The 14,039-nt window shown below is 37.1% G+C and carries 11 protein-coding genes and 1 tRNA gene; 10 read left to right on the top strand and 2 right to left on the bottom strand.

Going from position 1 to position 14,039, the window contains the following annotated elements:
- Positions 1-31 precede the first annotated feature (31 nt).
- The 8 genes from AC4PHI_RS03425 (at position 32) to AC4PHI_RS03390 (ending at position 9,909) form a co-directional block, all read left to right on the top strand.
- Entirely contained in the window at positions 32-1,612 is a 1,581-nt protein-coding gene (locus tag AC4PHI_RS03425) for a PucR family transcriptional regulator (protein ID WP_492200920.1), read from the top strand.
- Between the two features lie 112 nt (positions 1,613-1,724).
- Positions 1,725-2,390, top strand: a complete 666-nt coding sequence (locus tag AC4PHI_RS03420; protein WP_492200919.1) for a response regulator transcription factor — start codon at positions 1,725-1,727, stop codon at positions 2,388-2,390.
- A gap of 5 nt (positions 2,391-2,395) precedes the next feature.
- Positions 2,396-3,316, top strand: coding sequence for a sensor histidine kinase (locus AC4PHI_RS03415; protein WP_492200918.1), 921 nt, complete (start codon positions 2,396-2,398; stop codon positions 3,314-3,316).
- Between the two features lie 87 nt (positions 3,317-3,403).
- A complete protein-coding gene (locus AC4PHI_RS03410; RefSeq protein WP_492200917.1) occupies positions 3,404-4,066 on the top strand; it encodes an ABC transporter ATP-binding protein in 663 nt (220 codons plus the stop codon).
- A 13-nt stretch (positions 4,067-4,079) separates the two neighbouring features.
- Positions 4,080-6,680 (top strand): ABC transporter permease, encoded by a 2,601-nt coding sequence (locus AC4PHI_RS03405; protein WP_492200916.1) that lies wholly within the window; start codon positions 4,080-4,082, stop codon positions 6,678-6,680.
- Positions 6,681-7,123: 443 nt separating this feature from the next.
- Complete coding sequence (locus AC4PHI_RS03400; RefSeq protein WP_492200915.1) at positions 7,124-7,522, top strand: VOC family protein; 399 nt, start codon at positions 7,124-7,126, stop codon at positions 7,520-7,522.
- Positions 7,523-7,578: 56 nt separating this feature from the next.
- Positions 7,579-7,977 carry a VOC family protein gene (locus AC4PHI_RS03395; protein ID WP_492200914.1) on the top strand — a complete coding sequence of 133 codons (399 nt, stop codon included), beginning with the start codon at positions 7,579-7,581 and terminating at the stop codon, positions 7,975-7,977.
- A gap of 228 nt (positions 7,978-8,205) precedes the next feature.
- Complete coding sequence (locus AC4PHI_RS03390; RefSeq protein WP_492200913.1) at positions 8,206-9,909, top strand: IS1182 family transposase; 1,704 nt, start codon at positions 8,206-8,208, stop codon at positions 9,907-9,909.
- Positions 9,910-9,922: 13 nt separating this feature from the next.
- On the opposite strand, the gene AC4PHI_RS03385 is transcribed toward AC4PHI_RS03390, so the two are convergent.
- The gene (locus AC4PHI_RS03385; RefSeq protein WP_492200912.1) at positions 9,923-10,540 is read right to left on the bottom strand and encodes a hypothetical protein; all 618 of its coding nucleotides are present in this window, start codon (positions 10,538-10,540) and stop codon (positions 9,923-9,925) included.
- A gap of 121 nt (positions 10,541-10,661) precedes the next feature.
- A tRNA-Thr gene (locus tag AC4PHI_RS03380) sits at positions 10,662-10,734 on the bottom strand.
- Positions 10,735-10,939: 205 nt separating this feature from the next.
- On the opposite strand from AC4PHI_RS03380, the gene AC4PHI_RS03375 reads away from it, so the two are divergent.
- A complete protein-coding gene (locus tag AC4PHI_RS03375) occupies positions 10,940-11,368 on the top strand; it encodes a universal stress protein (RefSeq protein WP_492200911.1) in 429 nt (142 codons plus the stop codon).
- Between the two features lie 82 nt (positions 11,369-11,450).
- Positions 11,451-13,559 (top strand): heavy metal translocating P-type ATPase, encoded by a 2,109-nt coding sequence (locus AC4PHI_RS03370; RefSeq protein ID WP_492200910.1) that lies wholly within the window; start codon positions 11,451-11,453, stop codon positions 13,557-13,559.
- Positions 13,560-14,039 lie beyond the last annotated feature (480 nt).

The raw sequence follows: 14,039 nt of genomic DNA, 5'->3' as shown, positions 1-14,039 counted from the left end.
ATCCAAAAGAGGAAAAAGAGAGGGAAGGGAAATGAAAATTAAAGATTTACTAGAGTTAGAAATACTTAAAAGTAGCAAAGTTTTAACGGGTGATATTGGTTTGGAAAACAGTGTTGAATCTGTCATGGTCTTAGAAGCAATAGATATCGAAAAATGGAGTAGAAAAGGGCAATTGATTCTCACTTCTTTTTATGCTTTTACTGGTGTTTCTCATACTGAGGTTCTTAACTTTTTCAAAAACATGAAGTCTATCGGTATTTCAGGATTAATCATTAAAATGGACCGTTTGATTACCATGATTCCTAGTTGGTTGATAAAATTATGTTTCGAGTATCAAATCCCATTGATAAAAGTCAATCAAGATTTCAGTTATGAGGCCATCATGCTAGCAATATATGAGCCTATTTTAAACTACCAATCCCATCTTCTGAGAACATATTATGAAGTTAGGCAACGTTTTACAAAACTTGAAAGAAACATTTCTCCATTTGATCAAATAATGAGAGAATTTTATCAGATTATTGATCAACCTTGTTCTCTGATTATTGAAGAGATGGACATCAAAGTCAACTTTGGCAAAAGTTTTGACTCTTTTATAGTTACCAACAAACAGGAAATACTTAATTCTCCATTTACCAAATACCATTACGAATTTCTAGAATTATCGTCCCAAGATACTGGTGAAAAAGCAACCGCCGTTCAAGCCAATATCTTCAATAAATTCACAGAGAACGGTCGTTTGATTGTCTTTAATAAAAATAGAATTGTGCCTGAATACAAATTAATCATTCTAGAAAATGTAATAGATGTAATAAATGAACGTTTGCAGATGGAATATTTGATAAAAAAAGACCGGTTCACACGAATGAATAATCTGGCAGATGCCATCTTGCAAAACACCCCAAATAATATGGATGAACTTGAAAGTTTGCTAAAAGAGGCAGGGATGGATGATTATCCTAACTATCAGGGAATAGCTTTCCCAATCTCTGAACATAGAGATAGCTACTTAGAAAAAGAAATAAGAAATTGTCTTCGATTATTAAAAACAAAGGCCATTTTCTTTGAACATCACAATTATATTATTGTTTTATACAACTTTCCAGATAATGAAAATGCTGTGTCAAAAAAGACATTACAAGCCAAATTATCACTCTTTGTGGAAAATAATACAAATTTAGTTTTTGCTATTAGCTGTGTCAAAAAAAGAGGATGTCTAAAAGAAATTTTGATGGAGTGCCTAGATGTATTGCGGTTCAGTAAGCAATTTCACATAGAAAATATTGTTTGTTTTAGTGATCTCGGGATTTTTAGCTCATTTGTTCGAGATAATAACATGGAGAATATCATTAATTTAATTCCCGAAGAACTTTATTCTCTCTCTGAAAAAAATCCAGAATTGTTTGAGACTCTCTCGACCTTTTTTAAAGAGAACAGAAATTTTAAAAAAACATCCGAAGTACTTTTTCTTCATCCAAAGACCATAAAATATCGTATTAATAAAATACAAGAAATCTTAAATATAAACCTAACTAATCCTGTCCAATTGCTAAATTATGAAATAGCCACATATCTTTTAAATTTATTAGGTAAAAAGAAAGATAGTATTTAAATTTTTTAAAAATTTTCATTTAACAAATTAAGTTAAAGTCTACCTTTGTAAAAACCAAAAAAACACCATTCTATGATAAACTAAATGCATTACGAATCAACTGGAGATAACAATGAAAAAAATCCTTATTTTAGAAGACGATCAGGAACTCAATGACGGGATAAAACTTGCTCTTGGCAATGAAGGTTATCAATTTTTTCAATGCCGGAAAATTGCTGAAGCAAAAGAAATCATCGCAAGTGAAGCAGTTGATTTGGTATTGCTTGACTTAAATTTGCCTGACGGTCACGGACTTGCTTTTCTAAAGGATATTCGCTCCTCAAGTGACATACCAGTCATCATTATCACCGCAAACAATATGGAGTCAGACATTATTATCGGCTTGGAATCTGGTGCCAATGATTATATCACGAAACCATTCAGCTTGATGATACTCCGTGCAAGAGTTGCTGTACAATTGCGGCAAACCATCCCTACAACAAAATTCCAACTTGAAAACCTGTCCTTTGATTTTGAAAATATGATTTTCTTAGTAAATGGCCTATTGGTCGAATTAAGTAAAACTGAACAAAAACTGCTTTATTTGCTGGTGAATAACAGGGGCGCCACATTAAAACGGGAGTTTCTCATCGACAACATATGGTCTGGAGAAACTGACTTCGTTGACAACCATGCCTTGACCATGGCGGTAAAACGATTGCGGAAAAAAATAGGGGATCATCCAAACCAACCAAAATATATCCGAACGGTTTACGGTTTGGGCTACTCATGGATGTGATGCAAATGACTATTATTTTAGCCGTCGTTCTCTGCTGTGCTGTCATTCTTGCAATTAGTATCGGATTGCTCTATAAATTTTTTGAAAAACGGGAAGATCGCTTAATTAATAAGCTCCATCAATTAGTGGATAATGCTAAAAATGACCGCTTAAAAATTTCCCAATACGAAGACACTTCCCTGTCAAGCTTGGAAAATGAGCTATATCATTATCTCATAAGCCTAGAATTTTCCAAAGAGGAAATGCACAGTCAGAAACAAGCAGTTCAAACCTTGATTTCAGATATCTCTCATCAATGCATCACTCCGATTTCAAATATCAGGCTTTATTCACAGCTGCTGGAAGAAAACAACACTCAATCCAATGAAAGTCGATTGATTGCTAAACAAGCAGAAAAGCTGGACTTTTTGATTCATTCGCTCGTAAAAATGTCACGTTTAGAAAGCGGGATAATCTCCCCAACTATAGAGCAACAGCCGGTCACCCTGCTGCTCACTGCTATGATGGAGCAATTTTCGGTCAATGCTCAAAAGAAAAGTATTTCATTACAACTTAAGGAGACAGCGGAAGAAGCATTTTTCGATTTCAAATGGACAAGTGAGGCTTTGGCGAATATCGTCGATAATGCTATCAAATATAGTCCACATAACAGCAACATTAAAATGTTTGCTGAAAGCTTTTCCTTTTTTACGAAAATCTCCGTGAAAGATAACGGCATTGGTGTCAGTGAAGGAGAACAAAATAAAATCTTTCAGCGATTTTATCGCAGTGAACAGGTTACAGATAAATCAGGTATAGGAATAGGTCTTTATCTTTCCCGTCAAATCATTGAAGTACAGGGAGGATATATTAAAGTACAATCAAAGAAAGGCGAAGGTACAACTTTTTCGATATATCTTCCAAAAGAAGAAATCTATCAAAAGTGATACATTTCGGTTACTAGTTGGATACTTTTAAATGTTATAGTCTGTATTGTAAAGAGCAATACAGACTTTTTTTTGGAGGTGACGTAATTGAACGTAGTCAATGCAACAGATGTTGAGCGTATCTTTGGCAAAGGAAACACAAAGGTTCATGCACTTCGGGGCATCAACTTAGCGATTAGAAAGGGGGAATTTTTAGCGATTATTGGGAGAAGCGGCAGTGGAAAATCCACACTCCTTCATATTTTAGGCGGACTGGACCAACCGACAAAAGGCGAAATAATCATTCATGACATCAATCTTGCAGCACTGAATGATACAGAGCTTACACTTTTCCGGCGAAGAAATATCGGATTCGTTTTTCAAAAATTCAATCTAATCCCTGCTCTGAACGTTTGGGAAAATATTACCATTCCGATTCTGTTAGACGGCAAAATGATTGATATAGATTATATCACTGAGGTTATCAAACTGCTGGGGTTGTCTGAAAAAACAACAGCCTATCCCAACACTCTTTCCGGCGGTCAGCAACAGCGTGTAGCTATTGCACGTGCTTTAGCCACAAAGCCTGCCATTATTTTTGCAGATGAGCCCACTGGAAACCTTGACTCCAAAACCAGTCAAGATGTTTTAAGTCTTCTGAAAATGACAAGCCAACGCTTCAAACAAACAATGGTGATTATAACCCACAATGAAGAAGTGGCACAACTTGCAGACCGTATAATTCGCTTGGAAGACGGTGAGGTAGTTTGAAAGGAGGGAAGACATGAGTCGGGCAATTAAAAGAAAGACACTTTTCAAACTTACTTTACGCTTCATAAAAAAATATCGTAAAAATACAGCCGCATTACTTTTCAGTATTATTTTAGCTGTCTCTTTGATGGTAAGTATGCTGATTCTGCTCCATACAAATCACCGGATTACCGCTAAGCAAAATCTTTTTATTTACACTGCAATGGATTATGAGATCAAAGATATCACTAGACAACAAGCCAATCTGCTGAAAAATAATGGGACCATCGAACACTTAGGACTCAGTACTTACTTAGGGCATATTGAAACAAAAGACCGACAGCAAGCAACAGTATTAGCCGCTAACGAAACTGAAATCTTAGCTGTTTCCACCTTGCTTGACGGCCGGATGCCCCTGCGCCCTAATGAAATCGTCGCAGAAAAATGGGCATTATTAAATCTCGGGTTGAACCCTTTACTTAGGCAAAAATTGACACTGCCGACAATTTTTTTGGAGGAGCCGTCAGAACTCAAGGAGGAAAGTTATACATTAGTCGGGATTATTAACGATCAAGCTTTCAACAAACGGGCAGCTGCGGTTAATTTGTATACGTTCTTGGAAGTCGACAAGATACGAGATGATTCGCTCACAGCTACAGTGACTTTTAAAAATGCTGACAAAGAAAAATATATAGCTGCTATTCAGGAAGAGTTGTCCTTATCTGAAAATCAAATCCAAAAAAATGTTTGGCAAGAAGATACCCGCATTCTTTTCTGGTTTGATATGGCTATGGGTGTACTCTTGATTTCTGTATGTTCTTTGGTTATTTACGGCGTCTACCGCATTTCTCTTTTGGGACGACAAGATCAGTACGGGATTCTTCGGGCACTGGGATTAACCAAAAATCAAGTGAAACACATGATTTTAACAGAAATGTCTCTTTTGACATTTATCAGCCTCCCCATTGGTATTGTTTTAGGCTTTCTTATTGCTCTGGCTGTTACTTACTTTTCAAAAGATCAGGCCATAGAAATTTATTTTTGGGGAAAAGCAGATACCTTTGATTTAGTTATCCCCATTTTTGTAATCTTATTTGCTCTTTTGGTGCTGGTGATAATGATAATTTTAATCGGGATAATCGGCAGCAAAAAAATGAATAACGACTCCATTACTGAAACAATCTTTGGTGATAAACCCGATTACGGAATCTCTTTAAATGTTATTCAAATCAAAGCAACGCAAAGTCTTTTGAAAGTCTATCACATGCTGGGACTGAAATATGTTTTTCGCGATGTCAAAACCTCTCTTTTTGTCATCTTGTCTATCACACTGTCTTGCACACTTTTTATCGGATTAAGCTACCAAGCTATTCTTGCAAAAGAAAATCAAGTAATCCGGTTAGCGACTTCTTTTTATAACAGTGATTTTATGATAAGCAGCTATGATGATATGGATAGCCAAGCAGGAATCAAAAATGAAACTCTTAAAAATATCGAAAATATTGCTGGTATCAAAGAAGTTGAAAGCCAATCTGCTCTACCTGTTAAAGTCATAGACCCAGGGGTAAAAAGAAATAAGGAATATTTTGCAAGACAAAATAAAAATCTAAAACGAAACTATGGTTTTTCAGGGGAAGGAAAGGACAGGAAACACCTTCTTTACCACACCAAATTTAAAGGATACAATGCTTCTGCATTGAGAAAACTATCCCCCTATTTGATGGATGGAACATTTGATCCCGATAAAATCGACAGTGACGAGATTATTATTGCCATGCCGACCATTAGCAGCTCCGGAAAATCTAAAGGGACCGTCGGCTTTTTTAAAGAAGGACAGCTGCTGATGGATTACCATGTCGGTGAAAAAATAAAATTTAAGTACCGGGCAGATTTACAAACGGTTGATGAGAAATATTGGCAGATGACAGACGACACCGCTAAATATTTTGAAAAAGAACTAAAAATAATAGCCATTGTTTATTATCCTTATATGCCCCTTGTCTCAATGTTGGAACAGACTTATCCAATACTCATAACAAGCCAAGACAACTATCAAAAAATCGTTCCTTCCCCTACTTACGAAACAGTAAACCTGTCAATAAAAAAAGAGGCCACCCCTTCACAGCAAAAAGAAATCGAAGAACGGCTCATTCATTTAGCCGTTGAAAATCAGCAGGCGACTGCCAGAAGTCTGATAAATGAAAAAGAACAGCTAGCATCGGTTTATCGCAAAGAAATGGTCTACGTGATTGGCATTTCAATCGTTGCTTTTCTGCTGGTTATTACCAACTTAAGCAACAATCTGACTTACCGAATCAAAACCCGTAGAAAAGAGCTCTACCTTTTTAAAGCTTTGGGCATGACTTCTGCCGAATTAAGAAAGATGATTATTTTTGAAAATATTATCTTTGCCTTAGTTTCTTTATTAATAGCCACACTGATTTCTATTCCGGTGACACTGGCACAATATCATTATGCCGAAATTTACCTTTTAGGAAAAACATATGACTATCCAATCACACAGACACTTCTCCTATCAGTAATCACTGTGGTACTCTGTACTTTTATCAGCTGGAAATTAGCCGTTGACTTACGGCGTACAACTATTGTAGAGGCTTTCAGCACGCTCGAATAAACTTAAAGATAAAACACTGAATTACGAAAAAAATATCAGCTCAGCTGATATCGGATAAAAATCTGCTGGCAATCTACGAAGAAACAACCAAACAAATTTCAGGAAAACAAACAGCAGTTCTACACTTAAACTTGCCAATATCCCTATTGTAATTTTAAAAATTTCCACAAAAGTTATATATTTTGCGTATACTATTATGATGAGCAATGTTAATAGTTTGTGACACCCTATAAAATCAAAAAATGTTATGTCCTGTTCTGCTCATCAGCCACTCGAAAGAGTGGTTTTATTTATTATAAAAAAACACTTATTATAAATAAATGATTTCTTGACAATTCAAGTGTTATCAATATTATTTTCATTTAATCCGTGTTAATATAATAACGTATTAAGAATGATTAATCGTTTTTAATATGTTATTGAATAATGAAAGGGATGAGCGTATGGCAACAATGGTTTTTGTAAATTTTCCAGTAAAAGATTTAACAGCTTCCACAACCTTTTATGAGAACTTGGGTTTTAGAAAGAACGAAGAATTTTCTGATGACAATGCCAGTTGTATGGTCTGGGACGAAAATTTCAACATTATGCTTTTAGTTCGCGACTTTTATCAATCGTTTATTGAAGACCGGAAAGTAGCTGACACAAAAACAATGAGCGGTGCTTTAATTGCCTTTTCCCTGGAAAGTGCAGAAGCAGTAAAAATTTTCGGCGAATTGGCGAAAGAAAACGGCGGACACGTTTACCATATAGACACCGATGTCCCGGAAGATTACATGTATGGATTGGAAGTTCAAGATTTAGACGGCAATACGCTAGAACCTATGTGGATGAAAATGTAGCTCATTGATTTTCTGTTATTTTCACAGCAACCAGCCAAAAAGAAAGGAATATTACTATGCCCACTTTGGTAAATGCTAATGTTCCAGTCAGTGATATGGAACGCTCCGTCACATTTTATGAAAGTCTGGGATTCAAACAAAACGAAAACTTTTCTATCGAAGATGTCAAAACCATGGTTTGGGATGAAAATTTCTGGGTCGTTCTGATGAACTACAATTTTTTTGAAAAGATTATTGATGATAAAAAAATCGCTGACACGAAAGCAATAACTGGGATATTTATTTCTTTTTATGTGGATAGCCCTGATATCGTAAAAGAAATGGCGGAAACAGCTAGAAAAAATGGCGGCAACTATTATAGAGTAGATGTTGGAGTGCCGGAGGAAGAAATGTACGGCGTCGAGATACTTGACCCCGATGGAAATCTCTTAGAAGTTTCCTGGATGAAGATGTAATCGACAGCCAGATTAAAAATGCGAGCATGAGAAACTGATTTGTCTCTGATGGACAATCCCTCTGCTAAGCATACAAGAAAAAAACATTAAAGAGGTTGACCCATAAGTCCTCATTCAATGCAAAAAGGAACGAAATCTTTTTATGATTTTGTTCCTTTTTTTAGCGATAAAAATAGCACTTCCTTGTATAATTAAAGTACCAACCATAACCAAAAGGGAGTGCTATCTATGTACAAAGATTATAACATGAATCAAGTCACTTTATCACTAGATTTAGAAATTTATTTGGAAAAGGGTGACATCGCTTTTGCAATCAATGAACTTGTAGAAAGCATGCCAGAAAAAGCCTTCTCGGTTTTTGACCATCAGATGGGTGCAACCTCTTATCATCCTAAAATGATGTTGAAGTTGATTTTGTGCGGTTACACGCAGTCTGTTTTTTCTGGCAGAAGAATTGAAGCGCTAGCTAAAGACAGTATTCGCGCTCGCTGGCTGACACAATCCCAGCAACCCAATTTTAGAACGATTAATCGGTTTCGTGTACATCCTCAGATGCAAGTGTTATTAGAAGAATGCTTTATTCAATTCCGAAACCTTTTGGTTTCCCAGAATCTTATCGAAACAGATGCCATCTTTATTGACGGTACTAAGTTAGAAGCCAATGCCAATAAATACACATTTGTCTGGAAAAAAAGCATTGAAAAGTATGAAGCTAAGTTGACAGAGAAATCAAAAGAGATTTATCAACAACTCGTGAAGGAAACCATCATTCCTTCTATTTGTGATGAAGACAAAGACCTTTCAGACAAAGAGTTTTCAAAAATCATCACGGCATTAGAAACAAGTGTAGAAAATTTGACTCAAGAAATTGAGACCTCTGACTGCGCTAAAAAACGAAAACAACTACGCTCTCAACGAAAGGCACCTAAACAAGCCTTGAAGCAATTCTCTGATTTTAAAGAACGTCAGTCACGGTATGTCCGTCAAAAAGCTATTTTAGGTGAGAGAAATAGTTACTCCAAAACAGATCACGATGCCACTTTTATGAGAATGAAAGAGGATCATATGCGCAATGGGCAACTAAAAGCAGGTTACAATGTCCAAATTGCGACCAATCAACAATATGTCCTAGCTTATGACATCTTTCCGAATCCTACGGATACGAGAACTTTAGTTCCTTTTTTACGGACCATAGAAAATACCTATTTTGATTTACCCGACTATATTGTGGCAGATGCCGGTTATGGTAGTGAAGAAAACTATGAAACTATTGTGGATGGCTTTGAAAAAACACCTTTGATAACCTATGGGATGTACCGCAAAGAGAAAAAGAGAAGTTTTAAAAAGAATCGTTTTAATCCTTTGAATTGGCGGTATGATGAGTTAAGAGATACCTATTTATGTCCCATTGACCGTGAGGTCCCGTTTAAACGTTATGCCAATCGTATAGATAACTATGGCTACCAACGACAATTAAAAATATACGAATGTCTTTCTTGTGAAAACTGCCCAGTTCGTTCTCAATGTACCAAAGCGAAGTCGGGTCGTAATAGAATGATTCAAAAAAACGGCAATTGGGACTATTTTAAAGCTTACGTTCAGACACTTCTGAAAGACGAACGAACAGGCAAATTATATGGTCAAAGAAAAATAGACGTAGAACCAGCCTTCGGAAATCTGAAGGCTAATTTAGGCTTCACTCGATTTTCAGTAAGAGGTAAAGATAAGGTGAGAAACGAATTAGGTTTTGCATTTATGGCGGTTAATCTGAGAAAGTTAACTGCCTATCAGCGGAAGAACCTCTTAAATAAACAAAAAAATAAGGGAACCAAAATCTTTTTATTGATTTTGGTTCCCTTTTTACTATTTTTGAGACTTATGGGTCAGCCTCTTTTTCGTTTCCAAAAAGCACCCACTCTCTCGAATGCTTGATTAGGCAAAAATATTATTTTAGGTAAGCTTTCTTTTGGTTAAACCAATCCGGTAATTCCGCTATATTTTCAAGATTTGCCACACCGTTATCATAACTGCTTTTTGCATTAAGGTATTTTTCTAAAAGGTCAATCTTTGAGACAGGTGCCGTGCTTACTTGAACAGCTTGAATATCATCTATTGATACATTGACAACACCTTCCACAGGGTAAATATACTCATTATCATATTGCAGCACAAAAATCGGGTGCCCCACTCCTGCTCCTGAGTGCACTTGTACATAGAGTTTATCTCCTTCAAAATTATAAAAAATTGAAAAACCCATTAGATCGGGAGATTCTGCCCTGCTGTCAACCGTGGTCGTCGCTAAATATACTTTCATTTCTTCCGGCAAGTTGTTATATTGATTTATTTTTTCTTCATATACTTGTCTTTGGCGTTCTTCTTCCGAAACTGTTGAAGAGGTGGTCACCGTTTGTTCGGATGGCTTCTCTTTACTCTCCGAAGTAGTTTCCCTGGTTGAAAGCGAGCTCTCATCAGTTGAAGTATTTTTAGGTTGTACCTCTTGCATCTCTTTTTTTGAACACCCCACTAGTAATAAAACCCCAAAAAGTACCACTATTTTTTTCATATTATTCCCTCCTCTTCTACAGTATAGCAAAACCTTAGCTGACATGGCAGGGAACTTTATTTTAAAATGAAATTTCCGAAAAAAAATAGCCAATCCCTTGACACACAAGAGATTGACCTAGAGCCACCTGTCGGACTTGAACCGACGACCCCCACCTTACCATGGTGGTGCTCTACCAGCTGAGCTAAGGCGGCAAAATTTATTAAATTTTCCATCAACAATTACCTATGATATACTATTCCACCAACTATTTCAAGTACATAATTAAAATTCAACTTGCTCCTATTATCATCTCCACCTTACAACAGAGCAGACAATTCATCTCACACGTATTATCATATCCTCCGTGTTATAATATAGGTGAGTATTTTGCTTCAAAAAAAATTAGGAGGGGTTACCATGACAGCAAAAGAGAATTATGACAACATTATCGTAGGTGTGGACGGATCAGAAGCGTCGGAAATTGCTTTTGCACAAGCTGTTGCCACTGCCAAACAAAGTAACGCTAAACTTCACGTGGTACAAGTCATCAACAACATTGCCAACTATCTTCCTGGCGCCGCTTTAGATGAATTGAGAAACGAGTGTGAAAATCGGTATTCAGATTTGGAAGAACAAGCCAAAAATATGGGCTTTACCAATCTCACGTCCATTATTGAAGAAGGTTCCCCAAAAAAACTTTTAGCAGTCACACTGCCGGAAACTGTCGATGCTGATCTTATCGTTCTGGGTGCAACAGGAAGACATTTTATCAGTGAATCTTTGCTAGGTTCGATTGCCCATTACGCAACCACACATGCCAAATGTAATGTTTTAATCGTCAGATGACCATCCCTAGACACAAAGTGAAAAGTATTCCGGATACTTTCGTTCTTTAGATGGGAAAATTCGAGAAAGGAGCACCACCAATATGAAACAAGAGCATCAACACCATGAAAAACAAACGTCTCATGACCATCAAACCATCCATGAACATGGGACGACACACGATCACAGGCAACCGATGGAAAACCATCATGAACATCACATCCATAATGATGGGAATCACGGCGGACACCATTCTGAACATGCCGGGCTATTCAAAAAGAAATTTTTCTATTCTTTATTTTTAGGAATCCCAATATTAGTCATGTCCCCAATGATGGGCATCACACTGCCGTTTCAGATAACCTTCCCCGGGTCAGACTGGGTCGTTCTGGTGTTAGCTACGATTTTATATTTTTACGGGGGTGCTCCTTTTATCTCAGGAGCAAAAAACGAATTGTCGCAAAAAAAACCGGCGATGATGACCCTTATTTCACTGGGGATATCCGTCGCATATTTTTATAGCCTATACGCCTTTACTGCCAAACTATTCTTTCATCATCAACACTTTATGGATTTCTTTTGGGAGTTAGCCAGCCTCATCATCATCATGCTGTTGGGGCACTGGATTGAAATGAACGCGGTAGGAAACGCCGGGAATGCCTTAAAAAAAATGGCTGAACTTTTACCCAATGAGGCTCTTTTACAACTAGACGACGGTAAAACCAAAACGGTTCCTTTAAGTGACGTACAGGTAGCTGATAAAGTCATCGTACATGCCGGCGAAAACATCCCGGTTGACGGCACCGTTATTAAAGGCGAGAGTACGGTCAACGAATCCCTGCTGACCGGAGAAGCCAAAGCAATCATAAAAAGTATTGGCGATGAAGTCATCGGCGGTTCTTCTAACGGAAACGGCTCGCTGGTGATTGAAGTCTCAGCAACAGGAAAGAGCGGCTATTTGTCTCAAGTCATGACACTGGTTTCTGAAGCGCAAAAAGAAAAATCCAAGGCAGAAGCACTATCTGATAAAATTGCTGGCTGGCTATTTTATGTTGCCGTCATCATCGGAGTGCTGGCCTTTATTGTTTGGCTGTCTGTGACGAAAGATATCAATGTTGCTTTAGAGCGGCTAGTTACAGTTTTGATCATCGCTTGTCCTCATGCACTAGGACTTGCAGTTCCCCTAGTCGTTGCCCGAACTACCTCTTTAGGGGCGCAAAATGGTTTGCTGATTAAAAACAGACAAGCTTTGGAAATCGTTCCTGAAGTAGATATGATTTTAATGGACAAAACCGGAACGCTGACTGAAGGAAATTTCTCAGTTAATAATATTTCCTCCTTTGACCAAGCTTACTCTGAAAAAGAAATCCTCGGCTTATTTGCAGGTCTGGAAAGCTTTTCGAGCCATCCTTTAGCAATCGGAATAGTAGAAGCCGCCAAAAAAGAAGCACTGACCTTACCAAAATTTGAACAAATTAATACGATTGCAGGTACAGGTCTGACGGGAAAATTTGAACAAAAGGACTGGAAAATCGTCAATGCAAAATATCTGGAACAACAAAAATTAACTTATGATAAAGAACTTTTTTTGAAATATTCAGAGCAAGGCAACTCCATCAGCTATTTATTGGAAAATGACTCTGTGATTGGGATGATTGCCCAAGGAGATCAACTCAAAGCAGATGCTAAGGATATGATTGCTGCTATAAAACAAAAAGGAATTACACCCGTGATGCTGACCGGTGATAACCGGCAAGTTGCTAATCTAGTAGCGGAACAACTTGGCATTGACGATGTCCATAGCGAACTCCATCCGGAAGAAAAAGATCAAATCATTCAATCATACAAAAATCAACAGCAGCACACTATGATGATTGGCGACGGTATCAACGATGCGCCAAGTTTGGCCAGAGCTGATATCGGGGTAGCCATTGGCGCCGGAACAGATGTTGCGATAGACTCCGCGGATATCATCCTTGTCAGAAGTAATCCGAATGATATTCTTCATCTACTATCATTGGCAGGCAATACTAACCGGAAAATGAAACAAAACTTATGGTGGGGAGCCGGTTATAATTTGATCGCTCTGCCTGTAGCCGCAGGAATCCTCGCTCCAATCGGCATTATGCTGAGTCCGGCAGTCGGAGCCGCACTAATGTCCGTCAGTACGGTCATCGTTGCCTTCAATGCATTGCTTTTAAAATTAGATTAATACAAATAGTTTTACTTTGCTTTTAAAAATTAAGGTAAAACAATAGAAAAAATCATTCCAAAAGAGATTTGAAAATTTCCTTTGGGATGATTTTTTAATTACTACTAATGGTGATGACACGATGATATCATGCCAAACAATTCAACAAATAATTTCTGGCTGTTCCTGTTTGCTGTCTGTGTCTTTGCCACACACAGTAAAATTCTATTAATATCGTTATTTTATAAACTTTTATTGGATATATCACTTTAATACCGAACAAATATATCAAATGATATCCGTTATTCAATACCCTCGTAAAAAACGATAATTAATACTTGCCAAAAATAGGAGCCCTGTTAAAATAGACTTGAAATATCTTTTAACAATCCACTAATAAAACAAAACAAGTAATACAAAATTTATATTCGTTATTTTTATTATGTATATGGATGGTTCAACATTCACTATAAAGTGTTATTAATTCTTTTTAACCAAGAA

The organism is Vagococcus sp. QWL-13 (genome assembly GCF_058683555.1).
Note: the sequence above shows the minus strand (reverse complement) of the source record. Positions and strands in the feature narration are given on the sequence as shown.